This is a genomic window from Mycobacterium sp. 852013-50091_SCH5140682 (assembly GCF_001665685.1).
Classification (GTDB): domain Bacteria; phylum Actinomycetota; class Actinomycetes; order Mycobacteriales; family Mycobacteriaceae; genus Mycobacterium.
In genome coordinates, this window is sequence record NZ_LZTB01000024.1 from 1 (window position 1) to 26,926 (window position 26,926).

A 26,926-nucleotide genomic window follows, 5' to 3' on the forward strand; every position below is an offset into this window, starting at 1 on the left:
GGCTGTTGATCGATGTCGGTGAGAAACACGAAGTACCCCGAAACATTAAAAAAAAATATCCGGTAGGGCGGGGGTGGGAGCTCTCGGACGGCATTGGCGAGAACGGCGTCTGCAACGCTATCGGCACTTCTGATGTTCCATCAACTTACTTTTGCCTTTTGCGTGCCAAAGTGAGCGAAGTTACGCTCGGACCATGTCCACGGTCGGCGAGGTGATGGCTCTCATCCGCGACCGTCGTGACGTCACGCGTGCTGAGATCGGCCAGTTGACCGGGTTGTCCAGAACCGCGGTGGCGGCGCGGGTGGCTGTGCTCACCGACCTCGGTTTGGTGGTCGAGACCGAGCAGGCTCCGTCCACCGGCGGGCGCCCCGCGGCACTGCTGTCGTTCAACGCCGACAACGGTGTGGTGCTGTCGGCGGCCATCGGCCGCAGCCGGACCCGGGTGGCCGTATGCAATCTGGCCGGCGACGTCCTCGATCTCACCGACATCGATCAACAGCCCGACCTCGGGCCCGGGGATCTGATGCCCGACGTCGTCAAGCGTCTCGATGCGCTGATGGACGCGCGGGCGGGCGCTCATGTTTACGGTATCGGCGTGAGCCTGCCGGGCACCGTCGATCGGGTGCGTGGCGCCAGCCTGGACTCGCCGATCCTGCCCGGCTGGGACGGGGTCGAGCTACGGCCCTACCTTCGAGAACTGACGGACGCTCCCGTGGTCGTCGACAACGATGTCAATGTCATCGCCCTGACTGAACGGCACCGCGGCGAGCCGCGAGATGGTCACGGCGAACGCCGGGCCATCGACGATCTGCTGGTGCTCAAGGCCTCGACAGGCATCGGCGCGGGCATCATCGCCGGTGGGGTGCTGCAGCGAGGCGCTGTGCAGGCGGCGGGGGAGCTGGGACACAACAAGACCCCCGCGGCCGCCGGATTGCCATGCCGATGCGGCGACAGCGGATGTCTGGAGGCGATCGCCGGGGGCTGGGCGCTGGTGGCCGAATTGGGCCGCGACGGCGTCAATCACGTGCGTGATTTGGTGCGGCTCGCCCATGACGGCGACGCCGACGCGCGCCGGATGATCCGCGACAGCGGACGCCACGTCGGTGAAGTGATCGCCGCGGCGGTCAATCTGCTCAACCCCGCGGTGCTCGTCGTCGCGGGCGACATGGCACGCGCTTACGAGATCTTCGTCGCCGGGCTGCGGGAAACGTTGTACGGCAACGCCACCGCGCTGGCCACCCGCACGCTGCAGGTGGCGCCGTCCACCTACGGCGACCGCTCCGGGGTCATCGGATGCGCCTCGATGGTCCTCGATGAAGTGCTCAGCCCACAGGCCATCGACGCGCTGTAGCTGTCGCTACGCCTTTGCGATGACGTGTTCGGCGAACTTCTCCAGATGCCGGATCTTGCGGTCCAGCGGCTCGGTGTCCTCACCCTTGATGTAAGGCAGCCGGAATCCGACGATCACATCGGTCACGCCCTTGTCCTCGAGGCGCTTGATGCCGTCGAGGGTGAACGCGTCGGCCGAGATCACGTGAACCTCAAACGGACCGGTGTGTCCCTCTTCCTCACGAATCCGGTTGAGCCGCTTGATCAGTACGTCGAGATCGTCGGTGCCGCCGCCGTGCATCCAGCCGTCGCAGCGCGCCGCCCGGCGCAGCGCGGCTTCGGCATGCCCGCCGACCAGGATCTGCACCGGCCTCGACGGCGCGGGCGTCATCTTGGTCTTCGGAATGTCGTAGAACTCGCCGTGGTACTCGAAATACTCACCGGTGGTGAGCCCACGGATGATGTCGATGCACTCGTCCATGCGCTTACCCCGCTTGGTGAACGGGACGCCCATCAACTCGTAGTCCTCGGGCCACGGGCTGGTGCCCACGCCGAGCCCGAGCCGGTTGTCGAACATCGCATTGAGCGACCCGACCTGCTTGGCGACCAGGGCAGGCGGGCGGATCGGCAGTTTGAGCACGAAAAAGTTGAACTTCAGCGTGGTAGTCGCCGCGCACAGTGCCGAGGCCAGCACGAACGCCTCGATGAAGGACTTGCCGTCGAGAAACTCGCGGTTGCCGTCGGGCGTGTACGGATATGTCGAATCCGACTCGAACGGGTAGGCGATGCTGTCCGGAATCGTCATGGCGTGGTAGCCGGCCGCTTCAGCTGCCTTGGCCAACGGGATGTAGTAGGTGGGATCGGTCATGGCTTCGGCATAGGTGAACCGCATGGCCTCCACACTAGAACGTGTTCTAGAAGTTGCGTGAGTCAATTGTCGCCGGCGTAGGGATACGATTGACTGGCCTGCCTTTCGCGATGTGACTGTCGTCCGAGGCGGATCGGAGAGTATTCGATGTCAAAGACCCCGTCCGCAGCCATTGCTCTGCAGATCAGCGACATGATCCGTGAGATTCAGCAAACGCCGCACACCGACCTCGACGTCGACGCGATTCTCGGTGAGCTCGCCGAGAGTGGTGTCAGCTACATCGCGGCCGCCCAGCACGCCGGCATCACCATCGCCTCGCGGGACGGCAAGCTCCACACGGCAGCGGCCACGAGCGAGTACCCGATCCTTCTCGACAAGTTCCAGCAGCGGGCCGGGGAGGGCCCCTGCCTCACCGCGGCCTGGGAACAGCACGTCATCAAGGTCGACGATGTCGAGACGGAGCAGCGGTGGACCACCTACTGCCGGGATACGCTCGACGAGACTCCGATCCGGTCGATCATGGCGTTTCAGCTGTACGCCGATCAGCAGACGATGGGTGCGCTCAACTTCTATGCCGAGCGCCCCTACGCATTCGACGCCGAGGCGGTAGAGGCCGGTCTGATCGTGGCTACCCACGCCGCGCTGGCGTGGAACCTGCTACGGCGTGACGAACAGTTCCGCAGCGCGCTGGCTACCCGCGACATCATCGGCCAGGCGAAGGGCATGCTGATGGAACGCTTCAAGATCGATGCCGTCCAGGCCTTCGAGGTGCTCAAGCGGCTGTCGCAGAACTCGAACACCCCTCTCGTCGATATTGCGCACGAGATCGTGCACGCGGAGCGCGTCCCGGATTCGGTCGACGACTGAAGGCGCCGGCAACGTGCCCTCGTAGCAGGAGAACCCCACTCGGGACTACAGCGAATTCTCCGGTCCGACGACCGCCCACACGGTCTTGCCGTTGGATGTCGGTGTGCTGCCCCAGGCGCGGGCCAGCGCTGCGATCACGGCAAGTCCGGAGACCGTATCGCCGCCACGGCACGGATCCTCATGCCGAACCGCGGGGGCCCGGCTGTCGTCGGAGACCGCGATGGCGATGGTGTCACCCCGGCTCTCGACGGTGAGTCGCGGCGCACTGAAGGTGTGTTCCAGAACGTTCTCCACCAGAACGTCCACCACGATGGCGGACACCGGAATGAAGTCTCCTCGCGACCAGTTGATCAACCATTCGGCGACCAATTGCCGCGCGCGGCGCAGGCTGGAATGCACCGCAGGCAACTGAGCGCGTGCCCGCCGACGCGGTGGTTCGAGGTCGGCGCGCATCGCCGCAGGCGCCGAGTCCACCGACGAGTACAGCGGGACGTACCGCGTGAGGCCATTGCGTCTGATGGCGCTACGGCCGGAGGCGTGGCGGCAGACCAGAATCAGGGGGACGTCCGGCCAGATGCTGATGTGCCAGAGAGCGCTGGTGAACACGCACCACGCCCACTCGGCCGGCACGTGCAGCTCGGTCACGTCGACGAGCACGGCTGTCGGCTCCTCCAATGCCGTCTCGATGACCACGTCGCGCAATTCTCGATATGTGGTGACGTCGAGAACGCCGTCGACATGGAGAAGCCGGCTGCCACCGCAGGTGAGCGTCGACACTGCCATCGGATTCCGCGAACTAGCCATGATGCTCAGATCGCTGGGTCGCCGGCGACATTCGTTCGCTGAGCAATCGACGGGAACCTTCGATCAACGCCTCCGCGCCGCCGGCCGACGCACCGGCCGCGACCACTCCTGTTACCCCGTCAATGTCTGTCATTGCGCACCTTATGTGCTCTGATACCCAACCTACGCCGAGGCAATGCATCGCGACACGGCATGATTTCCGTGTGCGGCCCTGGCTTACCCGCAATGTGCGGGTGCTCTCCGCGGTGTCGTTTCTTCAGGACGCCGCGAGTGAACTTCTCTATCCATTGCTGCCCATCTATCTGACCGCTGTCCTCGGCGCGCCACCCTCGGTGGTCGGCGCCGTCGAAGGCGCCGCCGAGGGGGCCGCCGCACTGACGAAGCTCGCGGCGGGTCCGCTGGGTGATCGGTTTGCGAAGCGGCCCTTGATCGCGACCGGCTACGGCATGGCCGCGCTGGGCAAGGTGATCGTCGCTGCGGCCGGCGCCTGGCCCGGCGTGCTCGCCGGCCGCGTCGTCGACCGGCTCGGCAAGGGCGTGCGCGGCGCCCCGCGGGATGCCCTGCTGGTCGCCGATGTCGACGAGTCCGTCCGCGGTCGGGTGTTCGGATTCCACCGGGCCATGGACACTTTGGGAGCAGTGGTGGGCCCGTTGCTGGGCCTCGCGGGTTATGAACTGCTCGATCACCGGATCCCGCCGCTGCTGTGGATCGCGGTGGTACCCGCCGTGCTCAGCGTGGTGCTGGTGTTTCTGGTCGCGGAGAAACGACGGCAGCCCGTCACGGCGCGCACACCGACCTTCGCGCGGGTGCGGGATCTGCCGGGTCGCTACTGGCGGGTGACGGCCGTGCTGGTGCTGTTCGGGCTGGTGAACTTCCCTGACGCCCTGTTGCTGTTGCGGCTCAACGAGATCGGCTTTTCCGTCGTTGAGGTGATCCTGGCCTACGTGACCTACAACGCGGTGTACGCGGTCTCCAGCTACCCGGCGGGACTGCTGGCCGACCGGATCGGACGGTTGCCGGTGTTCGGCATCGGCTTGGTGTTCTTCGCCGTCGGCTACGCCGGCCTGGGGATGACCACCGACACCGTCGTGGCCTGGCTGTTGATCGGGGCGTACGGACTGTTCACCGGCTGCACGGACGGGGTCGGCAAAGCCTGGGTGTCGTCATTGGTGGGCACCGATCTGCAGGGCAGTGCCCAGGGAGTTTTCCAGGGCCTCAGCGGTTTTGCCGTGCTCGGCGCCGGACTGTGGGCAGGGCTGCTCTGGAACGCGATTCCGGGTCAGGCCGGGCAGCTGCCGCTACTGGTGTCAGGTGCCGCAGGCGGTGTGTTCGCGGTGGGGTTGCTCGCCACCACTGTCGTCACTCGGCGACGGTGACCTCCACGTTCGGCAGGGCGAACGGCGGCGCGCCGACGCCGACGATCGAATGGCTGCCCTGCGCGGTACGTTCGGTGATTCGCGCGTCCACGCACCGCGATTCGATGGCAAGCCGTACGGGGCCGACGCTGACGGAGTTCGGTGCGTCGAGAATCGTTCCGCGCCAGTGGTATCGGCCGTCGATGGGGTCCACGTGCCCGGTCAGGCGGACCCGCACGGGGTGTTCCTGGTCGGCGATCTGCAGCGTCGCGGCACCGTCGTACACGTCGTCGTCGGCCTCCGCGCCCGCACCCGCGCTTGCCGGCGCCGCGACGCCACGAGGTGCGGCGGCGGGCAGGAACCCGGTGCGGCGCCACAATCGACGCGCGATGGGGCCCATCAGCCCGACCTCTTCCAGGAACGCACCCAGCGGGGCGAACCCGGCGATCTGAGTCTCGTGCCGGTGGGTGCTGGCGCGGGCCATCTCGCGGGCCGCGCGGGCGTCGAGACCGACGCGGTGATACTGCACCTTGTTGGTGAACAGGAAGCGGAAGAACAGACCGCCGACCCCGTTGAGATTGCCGACCCAGGCGCGGGTGAGCCACGGCATCGTCGGCGTGCGCTTGCGTAGTCCGTCGCGGGCGAACTGGATGTGCCTGGCCTCTTCGGTGACGTGAATTCGCATGAGGCGCTGGATGATCGGCTGCAGCTCCGGATCGTCCATCATCTGCCGCTGCAACGAGTCGAAGATCTCCTCGCCGATCAACGCGGCCACCCACAGCAACGAGCCGCGGAATGCGAACGGCAGGGCATTGATGATCATGCGCTGGTAGAGCCGCGGGCGCACCGGTTTGGCGTCGACCTTCTCGATCGCCCTGCCGAACATCACCATGTGCCGGGTTTCGTCGCCGAGTTCGGTGAGCTCGTAGTGGGTGGCGCGGGCGGTGGGGTCCTGATGCATCATCTTGCGCAGCAGTGCCTGGTTGAGGATGTTCTCGAACCAGATGCCCGCGGAGAGCGTGTTGACCAGCTCCTGGCGCGACAGCTCGATCTGCTGGGCGCGGGTCATGCTGTCCCACAACGGTGTTCCGTACAACGACACCGTCTTCGGGGGCAGGTAGAACTTGTCCGGGTCCAAAGGTGCGTCCCAGTCGATGTCAACGACCGGCGCGTAGGATTTGCGCACCGAACCCTTGAGTAGGCGCTCGGAGAACTCGTCACGCGTGGCGGCGTTGGCCGCCCTGACCGAAGATGTCACCGTTGACGTCCCTTCGACTGGCCGGAGCGAAGCTGCTCATCGAAACTAGGGCTCTCCGCAACATTTAGTCAATACCCACGGTACCGCATACTTTGGCGAGCGGCCGGATCGTTACCCTTCGGGTGTGCGCCACATCCATGTCATCGGCATCGGCGCGGGGGATCCCGACTACGTCACGGCACAAGCGGTTTCCGCGCTCAACGACACCCAGGTGTTCTTCGCGATGGACAAGGCTGCGCGACGCGGCACTGGTACCGACGAACTGGTCGGGTTGCGGAGGGCCATCTGCGAACGGTTCATCCGCGAACCCGGCTACCGGTTCGTCGAACTGGTCGATCCGCCGCGCGCGACGACCGGCGAATACACCAGCGCTGTCACCGACTGGCACGCCGAACGAGCCAGGATCTGGGCTCGGGCCATCGAGACCGAACTCGGACCAGACGGGGTCGGTGCGTTTTTGGCGTGGGGTGACCCGGCGCTGTACGACAGCACACTGCGCATCCTCGACCGGGTCGCCGAGCATGTGGAATTCGACTACGACGTGATCCCTGGCATCACTGCCGTCCAGGCCCTGACGGCGCGGCATCGCATTCCGCTCAACGACATCGGCGAGCCGGTGCTGATCACGACGGGCCGCCGGTTGCGCGACGAGGGCGTCTCCGGCACTGCGGTCGTGATGCTCGACGCCGAATGCTCGTTCCGGGAATGCCCGCAGCAGACCCGGATCTGGTGGGGCGCCTACCTGGGCACGCCCGACGAGATCCTGTTCGCCGGCCGCGTCGGCGAGGTGGGCGAGCAGATCGTCGCGGCACGGGCCGAAGCACGCGAACGCCACGGCTGGATCATGGACACCTACCTACTGCGATCGGCAGACTGACACCCATGACCTCATTTCTGTTGCGCGCCGGGCTGACCGGGGTCGCGCTGTGGATCGTGACACTGATCGTGCCGGGAATGAGTTTCGTCGGCGGTGACACCACGCTGCAGCGCGTCGGCATCATCTTCGTCGTCGCGGTGATCTTCGGCGTCGTCAACGCCATCATCAAACCGATCGTGCAGATCCTCTCGATTCCGCTCTACATCCTCACCCTCGGGCTGATCCACGTCGTGATCAATGCACTCATGCTGTGGATCACGTCGCGGATCACCGAGAGCACCACCCACTGGGGCCTGCAGATCAACGAGTTCTGGTGGACCGCGATCTGGGCGGCGATCGTGCTGTCGATCGTCAGCTGGCTACTGTCGCTGGTCTGGCAACCCGAGCGCTGAGAGCTGCTCGGCCAGGTCGGCGGCGGTGTCGGCGGCCGCCTCGGTGTCCCCGTCGTGTTCCAACGCCCAGCACGCCGCCAGGGTGCGGTAGGCGAGCTGCTCGGCGACCACCACCGTGGGCCACATGCGTTCGGCGGCAGCGCGTTGCGCGGCCGATCCGCCGACACCGACGTCGTACGCGGGCAGCATTCCCATGGCCTGCAGCTGCAGATCCCGGCGATCCGTTCGGGCCGGCGGTGAGATGACATCGCCGGCGGCAAGGTGCGCGATCACCGTGTCGACTGCGGCCAGGGTCGCCGAGATGGCAGCGGTGAGTCCGGCAGGCGGACGGCCACGTTCGGTCACCCAATACACGAAAAGTGCTACCGCACAACCGATCAGGGTGTCCCCGCCACGCGCCAGCAACAGCTGCCCGAGGTTGGCGACCGGAGCACCGCCCGACGCGATGGTCAGCGCCGCAGGCGTGATGAAGATGACGGCCAGGGTGTAGTTGCGCACCACGAACATCTCGATGGTGAACTGCAATGCGCCCAGCACCAAGGCCAACCACGCTCCTTGTGGGTGCAGGGCCAGGATCGCTCCGGCAACGCCGAGCCCGAGCCAGGTGCCCAGCGTCCGTTCGACGCCGCGCTGGATGGTGCGCAGCCAATCGAATCCCTGGTGCAGCATCAGCACCGCGGTCGCCATCGCCCAATATGCGTGGCTGATACCCAACGCGCCTGCGAAGGCGCCGGCGACCAAGACCGCGATTCCGACGCGGGCGGCCAGTCGCAGCGAATTCGAACCCGGAGTCGCGGCCCGGCGCAACAACGCCGCCGCGCTCGGCCGCCCGAGCGGAACCCCTTCGGCGCCATGGTCGTCGACGAAGGCGTCGGCGGGCACGGTGGCCAGATGCCTGGCCAGCTCGGCCCCGTCGAACGGCAGCGGCCGGCCGGCGTCGGCGCTGCGCATGGCCTCGGCGAACAACGCATGCAGCCGACGGTTGATCACCCGCAGGCGGTACAGCGTGTCATCGGGTTTGGGCTGCACCGGCTGATAGGTGACCAGCGTGATCCACGCGGTGTGCAACAGCGTGGCGGCCCGGTGCCGGGCGGACGCCTCGGCGGGCCGGTCACCGATGGTGTCGATGTACTCGGCGATCGCGGACGCGGCCGCGGTTACCGCGGCGCGCTCGGGGCCGCGCGGTCGCACGAGCGCTCCCGCCATGTGAACCACCCACGCGAACGCACCCCCGGCGAGCACCAGCGCCGCCAGGTGCAACGGTGACAGGTGGGTCGTGGCCACGCCGGTGCCCGCCGCGCACGCCAGCACGAACAGGTAGGCGCCAGGCGGCCCGACCGCCAGCGCGTTGCACACCAGTGCGGCAACCATCGCGATCACCGTCACCGTTCCCACCGCCAGCCACGGCGCCGCGGCCGCCCAATCCCCGAGTGCCACCGCGGCCGAGAAGCACAGCACCACCGTGCCCAGGTACATGCCGCGGTTGAGATAAGGCCTGCCGCTGCCGTACACCGACGTGAACCCACCGATGGTCGCGATCAGCCCGGCAGCGGTGTCGCCCACGGCCCAGCCGACCAGCACCGGGACCGCCATACACAGCCCCGCGCGCAGCGCGAAGAGAAAGCGTCGCGGGCCCCTGTTGAGCACGAAGACACTGCGCAGCGGATGGGAAACCGGTTTTGGTGCGGGCCGGTCTGGCATGGATACCAGCATGCTCGGTGTCGGCCTGACACACTGGAAGGCGTGCCCGAGTTGCCTGAGGTAGAGGCCCTCGCCGACCACCTGCGTCGCCATGCCACCGGACGGGCGGTGACGCGCATCGACGTGGCCGCGCTGTCAGTGCTCAAGACCTTCGACCCACCGGTGACGGCGCTGCACGGGCAGACCGTCACGGGGGCCGCCCGGTGGGGCAAATACCTGGGGCTGCAGGCCGGTGAGCTCTACCTGATCACCCACCTGTCCCGCGCCGGGTGGCTGCGCTGGTCGGACAAGCTCTCGCCCACCCCGCTCAAACCCTCGGGCAAGGGGCCCATCGCGCTGCGCGTGCACCTCGAAGGGGAGGGCTTCGACCTCACCGAGGCCGGCACGCAGAAGCGGCTGGCGGTGTGGGTGGTGCGTGATCCGTCCGACGTGCCCCAGATCGCGGCGCTCGGGCCCGACGCGCTGGCATTGGATCAGGCCGCGCTGGGCGCCGCGCTGGCCGGCGAGAGCGGCCGCATCAAGAACGTGATCACCGACCAGAAGGTGATCGCCGGGATCGGCAACGCCTACAGCGACGAGATCCTGCACGTGGCCAAGCTGTCGCCCTTCGCGACCGCGGGCAAGCTCACCGAGGCGCAGTTGGCCGACCTGCACGATGCGATGATCTCGGTGCTCACCGACGCGGTGACCCGCTCGGTCGGGCAGCAGGCCGCAACGCTGAAGGGCGAGAAGCGGTCCGGGCTGCGCGTGCATGCCCGCACGGGGCTGCCCTGCCCCGTGTGCGGGGACACCGTGCGGGAAGTGTCCTTCGCGGACAAGTCTTTTCAGTACTGCCCCACGTGCCAGACCGGCGGCAAGGTGCTGGCCGACCGACGGATGTCGCGGCTGCTCAAGTAGCCGGATCAGAACTTCGGCGCCCGCTTTTCCAGAAAGGCTTGGGTCCCTTCGTGGTAGTCGGGACCGAAGTAGACGTCTCGCCGAAGGCCGTGGAGGTATTCGAATGTCGCGGGATCGACCGGCACGGACTGGGCCAGCACTCGCAGGGATTCTTTCGCCGCCGCGACCGCCGCCGACGACCGCGTGGTGATGGTCCGCGCCATCGCGTAGACGGTGTCCTCCAATCGTTCTGCCGGCACGATCTGGTTGACGATGCCGACCCGCTCGGCACGTTCGGCGCCGATGAGGTCGGCCGAGAAGAACATCTCCTTGACGACGTTGAGCGGCAGGCGGCTCATGAAGTTCACGAATCCGCCGACGTTGTAGGGCAAGCCGAGCTTGGCAGGCGTGATGGCGAACGCCGCAGTCTCGTCGCCGTACACCAGATCGCAGGCGATCACCAGATCACACGCACCGCCCCACACCGAGCCGTGCACCATGGCGATGACCGGAGCGGGGAAGGCTTTGACCGCGCGCAGCAGTTGCTCAAGCGGGTCGCTGTAGGGCAGCGGATCCACGTCGGCCACAGGCAGTTCCGCGACATCGTGGCCCGCTGACCACACCTTGCCCGCGGTCGCGCTGCGCAGCACCACCGCGCGGGCGTGTCGGGTCTTGAAATCGTCGAACGCAGCGATCGTTTCGGCGATCAGCTCAGCCGACAACGCGTTGCGTTTGGTGTCGCGGTCGAACGCGATGGTGCCGATAGCATCGGCCAGTGAGGTTTGGATGAGGGTCACGGCGCGCTCAGATCAGCGTGACTTTGCGTGCAGCGGCGGTCAATTCAGCCCGATGGTCGGGGTGCGCGATCGAGATCAACGCGTCTGCGCGTTCCTTGGTCGACTTGCCCCGTAGGTTCACCGCACCGTATTCGGTCACCACCCATTCGACTTCCATGCGCGGATCGGTCACCATCGCGACCTTGGGGACGATCGTCGACACGGTGCCGTGCTTGGCCGTCGACGCCAGGGCGATGATCGACTTCCCGTTGCGGGCCAGCGACGCACCCTTGACGAAATCGAATTGGCCACCGGAGCCGCTGTATTCGTGGTCGCCGATGAACTCCGCGTTGACCTGCCCGTAGAGGTCGATCTCGATGGCGGTGTTGACCGAAACGAAGTTGTCGTGGGCCGCGATGGTCCGGATGTCGTTGACGTAGGACGACGGGTAGCTTTCGAACGCCGAGTTGTCGTTCATGAAGGCGTAGGAATCCGTCGTGCCGAAGGCCACGGTGTATACGTGTTTGTGCGGCTGGAGGGATTTTCGGGCACCGGTGATGACGCCGTCGCGGATGAGGTCGGCCATGACCGGCGAGAAGAGCTCGGTGTGCAGGCCGAGATCGGCGTGCTTCTTGAGCGCCGAGGCCACCCCGGCCGGGATCTTGCCGATGCCGAGCTGGATGGTCGCGCCGTCGGGAACCATCGGAGCCACCAGGGCGCCGATCGCCAGCCCCTCGGCCGAGGGTTCGGCCGCGCCGGCCTCGATCAGCGGCACGTCGTTCTCGACGATCGAGGCCACCTCGCCGACATGGATCTGCGACTGCCCGAAAACCCGCGGCATGTTGCGGTTCACTTCCACGATCAGCCGTTTGGCCCGGCGCGCGGCGACCGAGGCGAAGTCGTTGTTGGTGCCCAGCGAGAAGTAGCCGCCGCTGTCCATCGGCGACACCGTGACCATGAAGGTGTCGAGGTCGATGAATTCCTCGAACAATCGCGGGATCTGACTGAAATGCACAGGGACGAAGCTGACCAGCTTGTGTCCGCTCTGCACCTGTCGCCTGATCGTCGCGTGATCGGGATCGCCGACGAAAAAGCTGTGGGCGTCTACCTTTTCGATGACATCCTCGGCAAGCAGTGTCTTACCCAGCGGTTCCATGGCGATCTTGTAGTAGAGCCGGATGGGTCCCAGATCGCCGCTGCGCAGGCGGTCCGCGGTCGCGGCCAGCAGAGCCGGCGGCTGGCCGATCGCCATCCCGCATGACACGGTGGATCCGGTCGCGATGGCCGACACGGCGTTCTCGGCTGTTGTGAGTTTCGCGGCGTACAGCTCCGCAGCATTGACTGACACCGGGGTGTGCTCCTTTGCTCAGAGCCGCCGTAGATAGCCGAAGTTGTAGCACGTCACGTCGGGCGGCGAGGCCATTTTTCCGATGACCGCCAGCGTCTTTCGCTTTCATCCCCGTCAATAAGCTCGATATCGTTGTCCTGCTCACCGAGCGCTGACAAGATTGCCCGAGAGTCCGCCTCAACGCTCGGATGCCATGCGAGGGAAATTGACAGTCACCGCAGATCAGCCCACCTGGGTGTCGGGCACCGCCGCGACCATGACGATCCTCGCGACAGGGCTGGGCTCCAGCATCACCGCCGCGGACCCGGTGATCCTCTCGGCCAACATCTCCGCCGTACGCGCCGGTCTGCAGCTCTCGGCCGGTACCGCAAGCTTCGTCGCGAGCGTCGCCACGCTCACGCTGGCCGCGACCGTGCTGGGAGCCGGAGCGCTCGGCGACAAGTACGGCATGAAGCGGATGTACACCATCGGTCTGTTGGGCACCGTGGTGTTCGGTGTCCTCGCCGCCGCAGCCCCCAACGCCGCCGTGCTGATATTCGCCCGCGCCGCGATCGGTGTGGCATTCGCGCTGCAGCTGGGTCTGTCACTTGCCATCATCAACGTGGTCTTCCCGCCGCCGCGCCGGGCGATCGCGATCTCACTGCATCTGGGCGCGAGTTTCGCCGTCGCGGTTCCGATGCCGGCCGTCGGCAGCCTGCTGGTTGCACACATCGGTTGGCGCACAGGCTTTCTCGTGGCCCCAGTGGTGGCGCTCATCGCTTTGGTGCTGCTCCTGCGGTACGTGCCCGAAACGCCGCGAGGTGCCCGCAGGCTCGACGTGCCCGGCCTGCTTCTGGTGGCGGCGGCACTGCTGGCCACGGTCTACGGTCTGGCACATCTGCAGGGCGGGCTGAATGCCACCGCCATCGCCTGTATAGCGTTCGGTCTTGCCGCGGGCGCCGGATTCGTCGCCTACGAACTGCGCACGCCCAGCCCCGCTCTCGACATGCGGATCTTCCGGTCCGGCGCGTTCGACGCCGCGGTCTTCGCCGGTGCCAGCTTCAATTTCTTGGGCGGTGGCATGACGATCCTGCTCGCGTTCTATCTCGTCTCCGTCCGTGACGAATCCTCCACTCTGCTGGGGCTTCTCATGGCACCCGCGGCGTTGCTGTCGGCACTCGGCGCGGCGGCGGCAGGCCGTGCGGCCGCGCGGGTGGGTGGCCGCACGGTGCTGGTCGCCGGGTTGCTCCTGCTGTTGGCCGGGTTGCTGGTCCTGACCAGGCTCGGAGAACACAGCCCCCTGTGGGTCCTGTTCGCGGCCGTCGCCCTCAACGCCGTCGGCGCCGCCGTCGCGGAGACAATCGAAGCCACCATCATGCTCGAAACCGCTCCCGTCGAGTTGAGCGGCGCCGTCTCTGCGGTGAAAAGCGGTGTGGGCCAAGCTGCCTACTCCCTGGGGCCTGCGGTGTTCGCGCTGATCGGCACGACGGTGTTTCTGCACTCCGGCCGGGACAAGCTCGCCGGCGCCGGGATCACCGACGATCAGGCGCGTGAGGCGTTGAGGGCGGCGCATGGCGGCCCCGGCGCGGTCGGCGGCGCCAACGTTTTGGATCCGCAGCGGGCGCGGGAGATTGTGGCAGGGGCTCAGGCGAGCATGGTCGAGGCGATCCATACGCTGGGCTGGATACTGACCGCAGTGCCCGTGGTGGCGATTGTCGTCGTGCTCGTCCTCGTGCGGCCACGGCCCAAAGACACCGGCACCGGAGACATTTCTTGACAGGTGTTTAACTCGGTTATCCTGCTGCCATGACCCGCCAGAAGATCCTCATCACCGGTGCCAGCTCGGGCCTGGGCGCAGGCATGGCCCGGCAGTTCGCAGCCAAGGGCCGTGACCTGGCGTTGTGTGCGCGCCGCACCGACCGACTCGACGAACTCAAAGCTGAGCTGGCAGATCGTCACCCGCACATCAAGGTGGCGGTCGCGGCACTCGACGTCAACGACCACGAGGCGGTGCCCCGGGTGTTCGGCGAGTTGTCCGAGGAACTCGGCGGAATCGACCGGGTGATCGTCAACGCCGGGATCGGAAAGGGCTGGCCTCTGGGTGAGGGCAAGCCCTGGGCCAATAAGGCCACGCTGGAAACCAATCTCGTTGCAGGACTGGTACAGATCGAGTCGGCGCTGGAGATGTTCAAGAAGTCCGGTTCCGGGCACCTTGTGCTGATCTCGTCGGTGCTCGGCAACAGCGGCGTGCCGGGCGGCAAAGCGGCCTACTGTGCCAGCAAGGCGGGCATGTCATCGCTGGGCGAGTCGCTGCGTGCCGAGTACGACAAAGGCCCGATCCGGGTGACGGTCATCGAGCCCGGCTACATCGAGTCGGAGATGACCGCCCAGGCGAACTCGACCATGCTCATGGTCGACAACGAGACCGGCGTGCGCGCGATGGTCGAGGCCATCGAGAAAGAGAAGGGCCGCGCCGTGGTACCGCGATGGCCGTGGGCTCCGCTGACCCAGGTGTTGCGGTTGCTGCCGCCCAAGTACACGAAGCGATTTGCGTAGCGTTTCCCCGTGAGCAGGCGCGAAAGTCCCTGAAACGCGGCGTGTCGGGAGCTTTGATGTCTGCTCGCCGGAGGTGGTGACCGCCGCTATGCGCTGCGGCCTCGTTCTGCGCGGTAGTGGCGGACGAGGGCGTCGGTTGAGGAGTCGGTTTGTTTGGTGGGGGATTGGTCGGCGGTGATGACGGGTAGGAGTGCTTTGGCTTGGGTTTTGCCGAGTTCGACGCCCCATTGGTCGAAGGAGTCGATGCCCCAGATGGCGCCTTCGGTGAAGACTTGGTGTTCGTAGAGGGCGATGAGTTGGCCGATGACTGAGGGGGTGAGTTTGGTGGCCAGGATGGAGGTGGTGGGGCGGTTTCCGGGCATGACTTTGTGCGCGACGATGTCGGCGGGGGTGCCTTCGGCGGCGATTTCGGCGGCGGTTTTGCCGAAGGCTAGTACTTGGGTTTGGGCGAAGTAGTTGCTCATGAGTAGGTCGTGCATGCTGCCGTTGCCGTCGGCGGTGGCGAGGTCGTCGACGGGTTGGGAGAATCCGATGAAGTCGGCGGGGATGAGTCGGGTGCCTTGGTGCAGGAGTTGGTAGAAGGCGTGTTGTCCGTTGGTTCCTGGTTCGCCCCAGTAGATTTCGCCGGTTTGGGTGTTGACGGGGGAGCCGTCGCAGCGCACTGATTTGCCGTTGGATTCCATGGTCAGTTGTTGCAGGTAGGCGGCGAAGCGGTTGAGGTCGTTGGTGTAGGGCAGCACGGCGCGTGATTGTGCGTCGAAGAAGTTGGAGTACCACAGGCCGATGAGGCCGAGTATGGCTGGGGCGTTGGCTTCTAGTGGGGCGGTGCGGAAGTGCTCGTCGATGAGGTGGAAGCCGGCGAGGAATTCGGCGAAGCGTTCTTTGCCGATGACGGCCATGACGGACAGGCCGATGGCGGAGTCCACGGAGTAGCGGCCGCCGACCCAGTCCCAGAAGCCGAACATGTTGTCGGTGTTGATGCCGAATTCGTCGACGAGTTTTTTGTGGGTGGATACGGCGACGAAGTGTTTGGCTACGGCGGCGTCGCCGAGGGCTTTGACCAGCCAGCGTCGTGCGGCGGTGGCGTTGGTGAGGGTTTCGAGGGTGGAGAAGGTTTTCGAGGATACGACGAAAAGTGTTGTGGCGGGGTCGAGTCCGTCTAGTGTTGCGACCAGGTGGGAGGGGTCGACGTTGGAGACGAAGCGTGCGGTGAGGCCGGCGTCGGCGTAGTGGCGTAGGGCGTCGTAGACCATGACCGGGCCGAGGTCGGAGCCGCCGACGCCGACGTTGACGATGGTGGTGATGCGTTTGCCGGTGGCTCCGGTCCATTCGCCGGAGCGCAGTTTGTCGGTGAAGGCGCCCATGCGGTCGAGGACGTCGTGGACGTCGGCGACGACGTTTTGGCCGTCGACGATGAGTTCGGCGGTGGCCGGTAGGCGCAGGGCGGTGTGCAGGACGGCGCGGTCTTCGGAGGTGTTGATGTGTTCACCGGCGAACATGGCGTCGCGGCGTTGTTCCAAGTCGGCGGTGCGGGCGAGGTCGAGCAGCAGTTTGATGGTTTCGCGGGTGATGCGGTGCTTGCTGTAGTCGATGTAGAGGTCGCCGACGGTCAGCACCAGTTCGGTGCCGCGGGCGGGATCCTCAGCGAAGAACTCGCGTAAGTGGGTCTGGCCGATCTTGTCGTGATGACGGATCAAAGCTTGCCACGCGGCAGTGGTCGAAATATCGGCGCTCTTGCTCATATGGAGAACCCTAGTGTGCGGCGCACGTCAATGGAGTAAATGATGGAGGTATGGATAGCGCAGCCTTGCTGAAGTCAGTTCCAACCGGACTCTGGATCGGCGGTGAGCAGCGGGAAGCTGCTTCAACTTTCGACGTCCTCGACCCCAGCGACGACCAGGTCCTGGCCTCCGTTTCCAACGCCACGGCCGAGGACGCGATCGCCGCGCTCGACGCCGCATGCGCGGTCCAGGCCGACTGGGCCGCCACCGCTCCGCGGGAACGCGGCGAAATTCTGCGGGCGGTTTTCGAGAAGATCACCGAACGTGCCGACGACATCGCCGCGCTGATGACCCTCGAGATGGGCAAGGTGCTCGCGGAGAGCAAGGGCGAGGTGAAGTACGGCGCCGAGTTCTTCCGCTGGTTCGCCGAGGAGGCCGTGCGCATCGACGGGCGCTACACCGCAAGCCCTGCGGGGACTGGTCGCATCATCGTCACCAAGCAGGCCGTCGGCCCTTGCTACGCCATCACGCCGTGGAACTTCCCGCTGGCCATGGGTACCCGAAAGATGGGCCCGGCGTTCGCCGCCGGCTGCACCATGATCGTCAAGCCCGCGCAGGAAACCCCGCTGACCATGTTGCTGCTGGCTCAGCTGATGGACGAGGCCGGCCTGCCCAAGGGTGTGCTCTCGGTGCTGCCGACCAACAATGCGCGCGGAGTCACCACGGCGCTCATCGACGACGGCCGGCTGCGCAAGCTCACCTTCACGGGTTCGACGGGTGTCGGCAAGGCGCTGGTGAAGCAGTCGGCCGATGCGTTGTTGCGCACCTCGATGGAGTTGGGCGGCAACGCGCCGTTTGTCGTGTTCGACGACGCTGACGTCGATGCTGCCGTCGACGGCGCGATCCTGGCCAAGATGCGCAACGGCGGTGAGGCCTGTACGGCCGCCAACCGGTTCCACGTCGCCAACGCGGTGCGCGAAGAATTCACCGACAAGTTGGTCAAGCGTATGAGCGAGTTCACCCTCGGTAAGGGTCTCGACCCGTCGTCCACGTTGGGCCCGCTGATCAATTCCAGCCAGGTCGCCACGGTCACCGAGTTGGTCTCCGACGCGGTGTCGCGAGGCGCGACGGTCGCCGTCGGTGGCGTCGCTCCCGGCGGCCCTGGCAATTTCTACCCGGCCACGGTGCTCACCGATGTGCCTGCCGACGCCCGCATCCTCAAGGAGGAGGTGTTCGGTCCGGTCGCGCCGATCATCGGATTCGACACCGAAGACGAGGGCGTCGAGGCTGCCAACGACACCGAGTACGGACTGGCCGCCTACGTCTACACGCAGTCGCTCGACCGTGCGCTTCGGGTGGCCGAGGGCATCGAGTCCGGCATGGTCGGAGTGAACCGGGGCATCATCTCCGACCCGGCCGCACCGTTCGGTGGCGTCAAAGAGTCCGGCTTCGGCCGCGAGGGTGGCTCCGAGGGCATCGAGGAGTACCTCGATACCAAGTACATTGCGCTGACCAAGTAGCCCGCGGACATTGCGCCGATCCAGGTAGGGATTTCCCCAGCGCGCCTTCCCGATTCGGCGCCGCAGGCCACCTAAACTTTCATGCTCGAACCCTAGACGGGAGGGCATGGACGTGACTGCGGCGCCGGTCCGGGTTCCCGTACGTCGGGCTACCACCGCCCGCCGCGACATCCCGGCGCTGGACGGTATCCGTGCTGTTGCGGTGCTGCTGGTCGTCGCCGCGCACGGCGGCGTCCCGGGACTCGGTGGCGGCTTCATCGGCGTGGATATGTTCTTCGTGCTCAGCGGATTCCTGATCACCTCGCTGCTGCTCGACGAGTATCGCAACACCTACCGCATCGATCTCAAGGCATTCTGGGTTCGCCGGGCGCGCAGGCTGCTGCCGGCGATGCTCGTGATGACGCTCGCCGTGGTCGCTGCGCGGGACTTGTTCCCGCCAGACGCGGTCGCAGGCGTGCGCAACGACGCTGTCGCCGCGCTCTTCTGGATTGCCAACTGGGGCTTCGTGTTTCAGAAGGCCGACTACTTCACCCAGGGCGGCACCCCGTCCCCGTTGCAGCACACGTGGTCGCTGGGCGTGGAGGAGCAGTACTACCTCATCTGGCCGCTGCTGTTGGTGGGCGTGGCACTGCTGCTGCGTCGCCGCTCGGCACAAACCGTGCGATGGGCGGTCTTCGGGCTCGCCGCAGCGGGTGTGGTGGCATCGGCCGCCGAGGCCGTCCTGCTGGTCGGCGACAGCACCCAGGACGTCAACCGCGTCTACTTCGGCACCGACACGCGGGTGCAGGCCCTGCTGGTCGGGGCGGCCGCGGCGGCCCTGCTGGTGCGGGACTGGTCGGCGCTGACCCTGTCCGGCACGCTGATCCGCACTCGTCGGCTGCGCTGGGTCGCCTGGCTGCTGCCGGTGGTGGGGCTTGCGCTGCTCGCAGCGGCCGCACATGTGGCCACCGGTAGCGCCGAAGACTTCCGGCGTGGCCTGCTGATCGTCGTCGCGGTGGGCGCGGTGCTTGTGGTCGCGCCGGTCGCATTGGATCAGGACGGCTACGTCGCCAAGGCATTGGCCTGGCGTCCGCTCGTGGCGCTCGGCGCTATTTCCTACGGCGTGTACCTGTGGCACTGGCCGATCTTCTTGATCCTCAACGGAGAACGCACCGGGTGGACGAGCTGGTCGCTGCTGGCGCTGCGGTGCGCGGTCACGCTCGCGGCGGCCATCGCGTCGTGGTGGCTGATCGAGCAGCCCGTGCGGCGCTGGCGTCCCGCGCATGTGCCGATGCTGCGGCTGGCCGCGGCGACGGTGGCGACGGCGGCCGTGGTGACGATGGGCGTCCTGCCCGTCGCGCAGCCCATCGAACGCACCGGGCCCGACGTGATGTCGGCCGCCCTCAAGGAAGATGTCGGCGCCGAGGTGCCGGTCGCTGTGGGCAATACGCAGCTGCGCGACCCCAACACCAAGGTGGTCGGGGTGTTCGGGGACTCGGTGGCGTGGACGCTGATGCGCTATCTGCCGTCCACCCCGGGTCTGCACTTCAACGACTACACCACGATCGGTTGCGGCATCGCCCGGGGCGGCCCGTATCGGTCCAGCGGGGAGACCCTCAACCAGAAGCCCGAATGCGACACCTGGCCGGAGCGTTGGGCGCAGCGCGTGACCCATGACCGGCCCGACGTCGTGTTGTTGATGATCGGCCGCTGGGAGACCGTCGACCGGATGTGGCAGGGGCACTGGACGCATATCGGTGACCCGGATTTCACCAAGTACCTGCAGGGCGAGTTGCAGCGTGCGCTGGACATCCTGGGTTCGACGGGCGCGCGGGTGGTGGTGACGACGGCTCCGTACAACCGCCGCGGTGAACGCTCCGACGGCAGCCTCTATCCCGAGGACCAGCCCGCGCGAGTGCAGGCGTGGAACAAGATACTGCGCACGGTCGTCGGTAACCGACCGAACTTCGAGGTCCTCGACTTCAACGCCAAGCTCGATCCCGGTGGGGTCTACACCGCGCGTATCGACGGGATCAGGATGCGTAGCGACGGGGTGCATCCCACGGCTGAGGCGGTCAAATGGCTTGCGCCGTGGTTGGCGGACGCGTTGCGTACCCCGCCGTCACCGCCAAGCCCGGCCCCGGCGCCGGTTCGGAAGTAGCGGTAGTCAGCCGGGCAGCGTATTGGTCAGCAGCACACAGATCGCGGTACCGGCGACCAACGACAACACCATGTTTCGCCGCCACAGCTGCAGCGCGACGACCGCGGCGACACCTGACAGTTCGGCGATCCCGTGCGTCGAGGTCGAGGCCCCGATGCCGTGCAGGCTGTAGATCGCGAGGATCAATACCGCCCCGGCGGGCATCCACCGGCCGATATTCTCGACCACCGGCAGCCGGCGGAGGGTATCGACCGCGGCGAACGGCAGTGCGCGCAAGCCGAAGGTGATCGCCGCGCACACGGCGACCGCGCCGAGCAGGTATGGAACGGGCAGTGCCGTGGTCATGACCGGCTTCCCATCAGCTTGTGCCGGGCCCCGAGGCTGAGCGCGAACGTGACCATCGCTACCAGCAGCATCGCTCCGGGTGCGATCACCAGCGCGACGGCGCTGCTTGCGGACGCCAGCAGGGCGGTGGTCTTGTCGCGGTCGGACCGGAAGCCCTCGATGGCCAGCACGATGAACAGTGCGGTCAGGATGAAGCCGAGTCCTTTGATGCCGGCTAGCAGGGCCCCGCCGGTGGCCGCGCCGAGCAGAGCTCCGCCGGCCCAGGAGATGTGCAGCCCCGCCTGGGTCCACAGCAGGCGACGGCCGGTCAGCGTGCCGGGCTCCTTTCCCGTGGCGAAGGCGTACGCCTCGTCGCACAGCGCGTACATGCTGTACGCCTTGCCGATGCGGCCGCGGACGCAGTGCAGCGGAAACGACAGCCCGTAGAACAGGTGGCGGGAGTTCACCAGGAACGTCGCTGTGGCGATCGCCGCGAGCGGGGCCGCAGCGGCCAGCATGCCCACGAGAATGAACTCGGCCGAACCGGCGAAGACGACTCCGGAGATGACCGGCGCCAGCCACCACGGCAGGCCCAGGCCGGCCACCACCAGGCCGAACCCGACGCCGAGGGCCAGCAATCCGAGCCAGATGACGCCGGCGTCCGCGGCAGCCGCGCGAAAATCGCTGCGGGGCCGCGGGGCACACTCGGTTGATTGCATGGAGCAATTTTATGGCGAATATCGCGCAATTTGATTGCCGGTACTTGCCCTGTAGCTCATATCAGTGCACTATTCAGCTATGGATCGGCTTGATCGCGAAATCTTGTTTCATCTCCAGAAAGATGGCCGTCTCACCAACCAGGAACTCGGCGCTCGGGTGGGGCTGACTCCGGCGCCGTGCCTGCGGCGCGTGCGGCGGCTGGAGGCCGACGGGGTCATCACCGGTTACGTCGCGGTCGTCGACCCGGCCGCTGTCGGGCAGGGCTTCGAGATCATCATCAATGCCGAGCTGGTCGCCAAGAACCACCGCAACGTAGAGGAATTCGAGGCCCGGCTGGTGGCGATGGACGAGGTCGTCGAGCTGCGTCGGATGTTCGGCCTGCCCGACTATCTGATCCGGGTCCGGGTGGCCGACGCCGAGGAGTACGAGCGCTGGCTGTCCACCCAGCTGTTCTCCGACCCGGCGGTCGCCCGCGTGGATTCCCGCGTGACGATGAAGGTCCTCAAGGCCTAGTGGCCGAGCCGTCCCCGGCCGAGGCGCAGCAGGAGCATCGCCAGGTCTTTGCCCTCGGGCCCGAGCACGCTGAAGCGCTCGATGACCTTCATCTCCCGGCTGTGCACCAGGCGGGTGCCGCCCGACGCCATGCGGGCTTGGCCGATCATCTTGGAAACCTCGGTGCGCCGCTGGACGGCGGCCAGGATGGTGGCGTCGAGTTCGTCGATCTCACGACGCAGTTCATCGATGTCAGGCACGGCTCGATGCTCTCAGTCAAGCCCGTGCCAGCGCAAAACTGTCGTGGTGCGGCGGTAAGTTTGATGGCGATATGACCACCTCGCCCGTCGCTTCCCCGACTGTTTCTGAGACCGATCAGCTCCTGGAGGGGCTCAACCCCCAGCAGCGCCAGGCCGTGCTGCACGAGGGTTCGCCGCTGCTCATCGTTGCGGGTGCCGGATCGGGCAAGACAGCGGTGCTGACGCGGCGGATCGCGTATCTGCTCGCCGCGCGCGACGTCGGGGTGGGGCAGGTCCTGGCCATCACGTTCACCAACAAGGCGGCCGCGGAGATGCGCGAGCGCGTCGTCGGATTGGTGGGGCCTCGGGCGAGGAACATGTGGATTTCCACCTTCCACTCCTCGTGTGTGCGCATTCTGCGCAACCAGGCCTCGCTGCTGCCTGGGCTGAACTCCAACTTCTCGATCTATGACTCCGACGATTCGCGTCGCCTGCTGATGATGATCGGCAAGGACATGGGTCTGGACACCAAGCGCTACTCGCCGCGCCTGCTGGCCAACAGCATCTCCAACCTGAAGAACGAGCTGATCGGCCCGGAACAGGCCGCGGCCGAGGCATCGGAGGCCGCCGAGGAGATGGCAGGCATCGTCGCCCAGGTCTATGCGGAGTACCAGCGCCGCCTGCGCGCGGCCAACGCACTGGACTTCGACGACCTGATCGGTGAGACGGTCGCCGTCCTGCAGGCCTTCCCTCAGATCGCGCAGTACTACCGGCGGCGGTTCCGGCACATCCTGGTCGACGAGTACCAGGACACCAACCACGCCCAGTACGTCTTGGTCCGCGAATTGGTCGGACACGACATCGAGGGCACCGACAACACCGTGCCCCCCGCTGAGCTCTGCGTGGTGGGTGACGCCGACCAGTCGATCTACGCCTTTCGCGGCGCCACCATCCGCAACATCGAGGATTTCGAACGGGACTATCCCGACGCGACGACGATTCTGCTGGAACAGAATTACCGCTCCACCCAGACCATCCTGAACGCCGCCAACTCGGTGATCGCCCGCAACGCGGGCCGCCGCGAGAAGCGGCTGTGGACCGACGCCGGTCAGGGCGAGCTGATCGTCGGCTATGTGGCCGACAATGAGCACGACGAGGCCCGGTTCGTCGCCGAGGAGATCGACGCACTGGCCGACCGGGAGGGGCTGAAGTACGGCGACGTGGCGGTGTTCTACCGCACCAACAACTCGTCACGTGCCCTCGAAGAGGTGTTCATCCGGGCCGGCATTCCCTACAAAGTGGTTGGGGGAGTGCGCTTCTACGAGCGCAGGGAGATCCGCGACATCGTCGCTTACCTGCGCGTCCTGGACAATCCGGGTGATTCGGTGAGCATGCGTCGCATCCTCAACACCCCGCGGCGCGGCATCGGAGACCGGGCCGAGGCGTGCGTCGCGGTCTACGCCGAGAACACCGGGGGCAGCTTCAACGATGCGCTGCAGGCCGCCGCGGAGGGCCGGGTGCCGATGCTCAACACCCGCTCGGAGAAGGCGATCGCGAGTTTCGTCGCACTGCTCGACGACTTGCGCGGCAAGCTCGACAGCGAGCTCGGCGATCTGGTCGAGGCCGTGCTGGAACGCACCGGATACCGTCGTGAACTTGAGGCCTCCAGCGATCCGCAGGATTTGGCCCGGCTCGACAACCTCAACGAATTGGTCAGCGTCGCACACGAATTCAGCACGGACCTGGCCAACGCCCAGGCCCTGGCCGAAGACGAACCGGTCGACGAGGACATCCCCGAGACCGGTGTGCTGGCTCAGTTCCTGGAGCGCGTCTCACTGGTCGCCGACGCCGACGAGATCCCCGAGGATGGCGCTGGGGTGGTGACGATGATGACGCTGCACACCGCCAAGGGGCTGGAGTTTCCCGCGGTGTTCGTCACCGGCTGGGAGGACGGCATGTTCCCGCACATGCGGGCACTGGGTGACCCGACCGAGCTGTCCGAGGAACGGCGGCTGGCCTACGTCGGCATCACCCGCGCGCGGCAGCGTCTCTACCTGAGCCGGGCCAAGGTCCGCTCGTCGTGGGGCCAGCCGATGCTCAACCCGGAATCCCGTTTCCTGCGGGAGATCCCGGAGGAACTCATCAACTGGCGGCGGGTTGAGCAGCCCGCGTCGGCCTTCAGCGCGCCCGTCGGTAACGCCGGCCGCTACGGTGCTCCGCGCCCCGCCCCGGCACGCCCTGCCACGGCCCGTAACCGCCCCCTGATCGTCCTGGAGCCTGGCGACCGGGTCAGCCACGACAAGTACGGCCTGGGACGCGTCGAGGAGGTCTCAGGGATGGGCGAGACCGCCATGTCGCTGATCGACTTCGGCAGTGCGGGCCGGGTCAAGCTGATGCACAACCACGCACCGGTGCAGAAGCTCTAGCCGGTTCGTCTGCACCAGTGTCTGATGCCGGGGAGCAACGCCAACCCGGCGGTGATCAGCGGAGCGATGCTCAACGTCATCGCGGTGGCCCAGGCCAGCGGGGTGGCGATCAGCGCGACTGCGGAGACCACCGCGCTCACGACCACCGTGACCTGTCCTGACGTCTTGCGCAGCATCAGCTGAACCGCGCCCACGACCAGAGCGATCGCCGCGACGATCAGCACGGCGGCTGCCGCGGCGAACCACCCCGACGTCGAATGCTGCTGCTCGGCGTCCGGTTTCAGGCTGTCCCAGTTCTGCACTGCGTCGAGCAGTTCGAAGAAAAGTTGCATCAACACCACGCTCGCGGCGGCCAGCACGTTGACACCCGCACAGAGCACGGCCAGCACCGTCGTGGTGATCGCGACGCCTTTGCCGCGTGGCGGCGAAACAGGTTGGTAGGTCGGTAGATTCACTGTCGCGGCCCCGCTGCCCATCGCTGGGTGGACGGCAGCAGCGTGAGTGCGATGGCCGCCACCGGCAGCACCGGCATCGCGTACACCACCGGGTGCAGCCTGGCGCCTGCGATGAACAGGCTGCCGAAGATCAGCAGTCCGATGATCGAGCCGACGACGATCAGCAGCCGGCCCATGCGTTTGCGCAGCAGCAGGGCGATGAGCCCGCCGATGGTGGCGGCGGCCGATATCGCCGTGAGAAATCCGATTGCCACGCAGAACAGCCGGTCGCTGCGCCACCATCCGGCGATCAGGTCGGTGGCGATCATGGCGGTGGCCCAGCCGCTGAGGATGCCCGCTGTCGCGGCGGCGGCCGACGTGCGCGGGTTGGCGCCGGCCGGGGTGCGGGGAATCTCCAGCGGACGGGCGCGGGGAATGTAGCGGGTCTGGCTCTGGTCGTCGGCGTCGCGCGAGATCAACCCGGTCGGGGGTTCGGCATCGGCCGCAGTGGGGATGGCGCCGGTCGGGTGGCGGCGGATGATGCTGGTCTTGGGTTCGTGCTGCGCCGCGATCGGGGCGGACGCGGGGTCGACGGGCTGTCGCCGGATGATGCGAGTCTGATCGTCGGAAGGGCCGGTTGAGGCTCTGTTGTCGGCGGAGTCGCTCACTCAGCCAACATAGTTGCCCGGGCTGAGCCCGCGCTGCGCCAGCCACGGCACCGGGTCGATGCGCTGCGTGCCGTTGAGCAGAACCTCGAAGTGCAGGTGCGGGCCGGTCGAGTTACCCCGGTTGCCGACGGTGGCGATCTGATCGCCCGCCATGACGCGTTGACCGACGCTGACGTTCCAGCTGTTGATGTGGCCGTACAGCGTGACGGTGCCGTCCGCGTGGCGCAGCTTGACCCAGGCGCCGTATCCGGCGGTCGGGCCGACGTCGACCACCACGCCGTCGGAAACCGCGGCGATGGGGGTGCCGATCGGGCTGGCCAGGTCGATACCGGCGTGCAGGACGCCCCAGCGGTACCCGAAGGTGGAGGTCCAGACGAAGCCCTTGGTGGGCATCACGAACAGCGGGCGCGACAGCCGTGCCTCGCGCTCGGCGCGCTCCTGCGCGAACGCGGCGGCCTTGGTGATCTCTTCGGCGTGCACCGCGGAGGTGTTGTCGGCGGCGACAGTGACGATCTGCATGCCGTCCACCGAGCCCGTCGAGCCGGCGGCGAGGGCGGTGTTGGCACCGGAGGCGACGATGGTGTCGTCGGCGCTGGCCTGCGTGCCGGTGGTCAACGAGTAGGCCCCTGCGGCGGTGGCGCCCGCGGCCATGGCGGCGATCAGCAGGCGGCTCTTGACGGGGCCGGGCGTTTCCTTGCGATGAGCGCCGCGGCGGCTGCTCATGTCGATGACGTCGGTGGCGGCATTGCCGTCACTCACGTCGGTGTGGTTGTCGCGGTAGGCGTGGCTCGAGCCGCGGGTGCCACGGTCGCTGCCGGATTCGGAGCGGAATTCCGACGGCACGGCCAACCGGATGGGGATCAGGTCATCGGTGTCGTGCATGTCATCGAGTTCGGGGGCGTGGATCACGCGAGATTCCCGGTCGAACGCACCAGAGCTGTGGAACTCCAGGTCAGAGAGTTTTCCGAACTCGTTGAACGGGATGATGTCGGTGATTTCCGCGGCGTCCAGTGCATCGGCTGAGTTGTTTTTCCGGTCCCGAGCGCTCATCGATACCCCTGTGGGAGATACGGACGAACGATGCTGCGACAACCCAGAAATCCTTCTCGTCGTGACCTCAGCGTGATCTGGACCAGAGGCACGTTAACCAAATCCCAATGATGGTGGCAACTCCTCCGGCTATTCCGCTGCAGAATGTGATCTGTATCACCGCCAGGGGCCGGTGAGATATACCACATCGTCGGTAGGCGGTGCTT

General features: G+C 66.7%; 26 protein-coding genes and 1 pseudogene. 14 read left to right on the top strand and 13 right to left on the bottom strand.

Annotated features, from left to right (window positions below; genetic code table 11):
• Together A5784_RS39055 and A5784_RS08060 are read left to right on the top strand one after the other, a co-directional pair.
• On the top strand, positions 1-215 hold a 215-nt coding region (locus A5784_RS39055), incomplete at its 5' end, for a hypothetical protein (protein WP_232005981.1).
• A complete protein-coding gene (locus tag A5784_RS08060) occupies positions 194-1,351 on the top strand; it encodes an ROK family transcriptional regulator (protein WP_064944072.1) in 1,158 nt (385 codons plus the stop codon). The genes A5784_RS39055 and A5784_RS08060, both read left to right, overlap by 22 nt.
• A gap of 6 nt (positions 1,352-1,357) precedes the next feature.
• On the opposite strand, the gene A5784_RS08065 is transcribed toward A5784_RS08060, so the two are convergent.
• Positions 1,358-2,221: an LLM class flavin-dependent oxidoreductase gene (locus A5784_RS08065; RefSeq protein WP_064944140.1), complete on the bottom strand. Its 864-nt coding sequence runs from the start codon at positions 2,219-2,221 to the stop codon at positions 1,358-1,360.
• A 123-nt stretch (positions 2,222-2,344) separates the two neighbouring features.
• Here A5784_RS08065 and A5784_RS08070 point away from each other — a divergent pair, with 123 nt between their 5' ends.
• Positions 2,345-3,064 carry a GAF and ANTAR domain-containing protein gene (locus tag A5784_RS08070; RefSeq protein WP_064944074.1) on the top strand — a complete coding sequence of 240 codons (720 nt, stop codon included), beginning with the start codon at positions 2,345-2,347 and terminating at the stop codon, positions 3,062-3,064.
• A 45-nt stretch (positions 3,065-3,109) separates the two neighbouring features.
• On the opposite strand, the gene A5784_RS08075 is transcribed toward A5784_RS08070, so the two are convergent.
• Positions 3,110-3,847, bottom strand: a complete 738-nt coding sequence (locus A5784_RS08075; protein ID WP_156750446.1) for an ATP-binding protein — start codon at positions 3,845-3,847, stop codon at positions 3,110-3,112.
• Positions 3,848-4,071: 224 nt separating this feature from the next.
• Between A5784_RS08075 and A5784_RS08080 the strand changes: the two genes are divergently transcribed.
• Positions 4,072-5,244 carry an MFS transporter gene (locus tag A5784_RS08080; RefSeq protein WP_064944078.1) on the top strand — a complete coding sequence of 391 codons (1,173 nt, stop codon included), beginning with the start codon at positions 4,072-4,074 and terminating at the stop codon, positions 5,242-5,244.
• On the opposite strand, the gene A5784_RS08085 is transcribed toward A5784_RS08080, so the two are convergent.
• Complete coding sequence (locus A5784_RS08085) at positions 5,228-6,481, bottom strand: diiron oxygenase (protein WP_064944080.1); 1,254 nt, start codon at positions 6,479-6,481, stop codon at positions 5,228-5,230. The two genes, A5784_RS08080 and A5784_RS08085, sit on opposite strands and share 17 nt — an antisense overlap.
• Positions 6,482-6,605: 124 nt before the next feature.
• On the opposite strand from A5784_RS08085, the gene cobF reads away from it, so the two are divergent.
• Together cobF and A5784_RS08095 are read left to right on the top strand one after the other, a co-directional pair.
• Complete coding sequence (gene cobF, locus A5784_RS08090) at positions 6,606-7,358, top strand: precorrin-6A synthase (deacetylating) (protein WP_064944082.1); 753 nt, start codon at positions 6,606-6,608, stop codon at positions 7,356-7,358.
• A 5-nt stretch (positions 7,359-7,363) separates the two neighbouring features.
• Positions 7,364-7,750 carry a phage holin family protein gene (locus A5784_RS08095; RefSeq protein ID WP_064944084.1) on the top strand — a complete coding sequence of 129 codons (387 nt, stop codon included), beginning with the start codon at positions 7,364-7,366 and terminating at the stop codon, positions 7,748-7,750.
• On the opposite strand, the gene A5784_RS08100 is transcribed toward A5784_RS08095, so the two are convergent.
• A complete protein-coding gene (locus A5784_RS08100; RefSeq protein ID WP_197514663.1) occupies positions 7,718-9,451 on the bottom strand; it encodes an FUSC family protein in 1,734 nt (577 codons plus the stop codon). The two genes, A5784_RS08095 and A5784_RS08100, sit on opposite strands and share 33 nt — an antisense overlap.
• Here A5784_RS08100 and A5784_RS39060 point away from each other — a divergent pair.
• A pseudogene (locus A5784_RS39060) lies at positions 9,416-9,739 on the top strand (DNA-formamidopyrimidine glycosylase family protein); the annotation flags it as partial. The gene A5784_RS08100 and the pseudogene A5784_RS39060 overlap by 36 nt on opposite strands.
• 141 nt (positions 9,740-9,880) lie before the next feature.
• Positions 9,881-10,348 carry a zinc finger domain-containing protein gene (locus A5784_RS39065; RefSeq protein ID WP_232005983.1) on the top strand — a complete coding sequence of 156 codons (468 nt, stop codon included), beginning with the start codon at positions 9,881-9,883 and terminating at the stop codon, positions 10,346-10,348.
• Positions 10,349-10,353: 5 nt separating this feature from the next.
• Here A5784_RS39065 and scpB read toward each other — a convergent pair whose 3' ends face one another.
• Both scpB and A5784_RS08115 read right to left on the bottom strand, forming a co-directional pair.
• Complete coding sequence (gene scpB / locus A5784_RS08110; RefSeq protein ID WP_064944090.1) at positions 10,354-11,124, bottom strand: methylmalonyl-CoA decarboxylase; 771 nt, start codon at positions 11,122-11,124, stop codon at positions 10,354-10,356.
• Between the two features lie 7 nt (positions 11,125-11,131).
• Positions 11,132-12,451 carry an acetyl-CoA hydrolase/transferase family protein gene (locus A5784_RS08115; protein ID WP_064944092.1) on the bottom strand — a complete coding sequence of 440 codons (1,320 nt, stop codon included), beginning with the start codon at positions 12,449-12,451 and terminating at the stop codon, positions 11,132-11,134.
• A 193-nt stretch (positions 12,452-12,644) separates the two neighbouring features.
• Here A5784_RS08115 and A5784_RS08120 point away from each other — a divergent pair, with 193 nt between their 5' ends.
• Entirely contained in the window at positions 12,645-14,207 is a 1,563-nt protein-coding gene (locus A5784_RS08120; RefSeq protein WP_082944714.1) for an MFS transporter, read from the top strand.
• Between the two features lie 29 nt (positions 14,208-14,236).
• Positions 14,237-14,986 (top strand): SDR family oxidoreductase, encoded by a 750-nt coding sequence (locus A5784_RS08125; RefSeq protein ID WP_064944094.1) that lies wholly within the window; start codon positions 14,237-14,239, stop codon positions 14,984-14,986.
• An 86-nt stretch (positions 14,987-15,072) separates the two neighbouring features.
• On the opposite strand, the gene pgi is transcribed toward A5784_RS08125, so the two are convergent.
• Complete coding sequence (gene pgi / locus A5784_RS08130; RefSeq protein ID WP_064944096.1) at positions 15,073-16,728, bottom strand: glucose-6-phosphate isomerase; 1,656 nt, start codon at positions 16,726-16,728, stop codon at positions 15,073-15,075.
• A gap of 50 nt (positions 16,729-16,778) precedes the next feature.
• Between pgi and A5784_RS08135 the strand changes: the two genes are divergently transcribed.
• A complete protein-coding gene (locus A5784_RS08135; protein WP_064944098.1) occupies positions 16,779-18,227 on the top strand; it encodes an NAD-dependent succinate-semialdehyde dehydrogenase in 1,449 nt (482 codons plus the stop codon).
• Positions 18,228-18,333: 106 nt separating this feature from the next.
• Positions 18,334-20,367, top strand: coding sequence for an SGNH/GDSL hydrolase family protein (locus A5784_RS08140; RefSeq protein WP_156750447.1), 2,034 nt, complete (start codon positions 18,334-18,336; stop codon positions 20,365-20,367).
• 6 nt (positions 20,368-20,373) lie between these two features.
• Here the strand turns inward: A5784_RS08140 and A5784_RS08145 are convergent, their stop codons facing one another.
• Complete coding sequence (locus tag A5784_RS08145) at positions 20,374-20,712, bottom strand: branched-chain amino acid transporter permease (RefSeq protein ID WP_156750448.1); 339 nt, start codon at positions 20,710-20,712, stop codon at positions 20,374-20,376.
• Positions 20,709-21,410, bottom strand: coding sequence for an AzlC family ABC transporter permease (locus tag A5784_RS08150; RefSeq protein ID WP_064944100.1), 702 nt, complete (start codon positions 21,408-21,410; stop codon positions 20,709-20,711). Before A5784_RS08150 ends, A5784_RS08145 begins: the two co-directional genes overlap by 4 nt.
• A 79-nt stretch (positions 21,411-21,489) precedes the next feature.
• On the opposite strand from A5784_RS08150, the gene A5784_RS08155 reads away from it, so the two are divergent.
• Complete coding sequence (locus A5784_RS08155; RefSeq protein ID WP_064944102.1) at positions 21,490-21,924, top strand: Lrp/AsnC family transcriptional regulator; 435 nt, start codon at positions 21,490-21,492, stop codon at positions 21,922-21,924.
• Here A5784_RS08155 and A5784_RS08160 read toward each other — a convergent pair.
• Complete coding sequence (locus A5784_RS08160; RefSeq protein WP_029372559.1) at positions 21,921-22,163, bottom strand: chorismate mutase; 243 nt, start codon at positions 22,161-22,163, stop codon at positions 21,921-21,923. The genes A5784_RS08155 and A5784_RS08160 overlap by 4 nt on opposite strands.
• 71 nt (positions 22,164-22,234) lie before the next feature.
• On the opposite strand from A5784_RS08160, the gene pcrA reads away from it, so the two are divergent.
• Entirely contained in the window at positions 22,235-24,568 is a 2,334-nt protein-coding gene (pcrA, locus tag A5784_RS08165; RefSeq protein ID WP_064944104.1) for a DNA helicase PcrA, read from the top strand.
• On the opposite strand, the gene A5784_RS08170 is transcribed toward pcrA, so the two are convergent.
• The 3 genes from A5784_RS08170 to A5784_RS08180 are packed head-to-tail and all read right to left on the bottom strand — an operon-like array spanning position 24,565 to position 26,720.
• Complete coding sequence (locus tag A5784_RS08170; RefSeq protein ID WP_156750449.1) at positions 24,565-25,023, bottom strand: hypothetical protein; 459 nt, start codon at positions 25,021-25,023, stop codon at positions 24,565-24,567. The two genes, pcrA and A5784_RS08170, sit on opposite strands and share 4 nt — an antisense overlap.
• Positions 25,020-25,670, bottom strand: coding sequence for a hypothetical protein (locus A5784_RS08175; protein ID WP_156750450.1), 651 nt, complete (start codon positions 25,668-25,670; stop codon positions 25,020-25,022). The genes A5784_RS08170 and A5784_RS08175 overlap by 4 nt, the downstream gene beginning before the upstream one ends.
• Positions 25,671-26,720: a M23 family metallopeptidase gene (locus tag A5784_RS08180; RefSeq protein WP_156750451.1), complete on the bottom strand. Its 1,050-nt coding sequence runs from the start codon at positions 26,718-26,720 to the stop codon at positions 25,671-25,673.
• Between the last annotated feature and the right edge of the window lie 206 nt (positions 26,721-26,926).

Bases quoted from the DNA above. Each gene is read 5' to 3' on its own strand.
- A5784_RS08070 (WP_064944074.1), top strand. From the start codon at position 2,345: ATGTCAAAGACCCCGTCCGCAGCCATTGCTCTGCAGATCAGCGACATG.
- A5784_RS08180 (WP_156750451.1), bottom strand. From the start codon at position 26,720: ATGAGCGCTCGGGACCGGAAAAACAACTCAGCCGATGCACTGGACGCC.
- A5784_RS08155 (WP_064944102.1), top strand. From the start codon at position 21,490: ATGGATCGGCTTGATCGCGAAATCTTGTTTCATCTCCAGAAAGATGGC.
- A5784_RS08065 (WP_064944140.1), bottom strand. From the start codon at position 2,221: ATGCGGTTCACCTATGCCGAAGCCATGACCGATCCCACCTACTACATC.
- A5784_RS08125 (WP_064944094.1), top strand. From the start codon at position 14,237: ATGACCCGCCAGAAGATCCTCATCACCGGTGCCAGCTCGGGCCTGGGC.
- A5784_RS08120 (WP_082944714.1), top strand. From the start codon at position 12,645: ATGCGAGGGAAATTGACAGTCACCGCAGATCAGCCCACCTGGGTGTCG.
- A5784_RS08100 (WP_197514663.1), bottom strand. From the start codon at position 9,451: ATGCCAGACCGGCCCGCACCAAAACCGGTTTCCCATCCGCTGCGCAGT.
- A5784_RS08075 (WP_156750446.1), bottom strand. From the start codon at position 3,847: ATGGCAGTGTCGACGCTCACCTGCGGTGGCAGCCGGCTTCTCCATGTC.
- pgi (WP_064944096.1), bottom strand. From the start codon at position 16,728: ATGAGCAAGAGCGCCGATATTTCGACCACTGCCGCGTGGCAAGCTTTG.
- A5784_RS08140 (WP_156750447.1), top strand. From the start codon at position 18,334: ATGGACGTGACTGCGGCGCCGGTCCGGGTTCCCGTACGTCGGGCTACC.
- A5784_RS08145 (WP_156750448.1), bottom strand. From the start codon at position 20,712: ATGACCACGGCACTGCCCGTTCCATACCTGCTCGGCGCGGTCGCCGTG.
- A5784_RS08060 (WP_064944072.1), top strand. From the start codon at position 194: ATGTCCACGGTCGGCGAGGTGATGGCTCTCATCCGCGACCGTCGTGAC.
- A5784_RS08095 (WP_064944084.1), top strand. From the start codon at position 7,364: ATGACCTCATTTCTGTTGCGCGCCGGGCTGACCGGGGTCGCGCTGTGG.
- A5784_RS08135 (WP_064944098.1), top strand. From the start codon at position 16,779: ATGGATAGCGCAGCCTTGCTGAAGTCAGTTCCAACCGGACTCTGGATC.
- A5784_RS08150 (WP_064944100.1), bottom strand. From the start codon at position 21,410: ATGCAATCAACCGAGTGTGCCCCGCGGCCCCGCAGCGATTTTCGCGCG.
- pcrA (WP_064944104.1), top strand. From the start codon at position 22,235: ATGACCACCTCGCCCGTCGCTTCCCCGACTGTTTCTGAGACCGATCAG.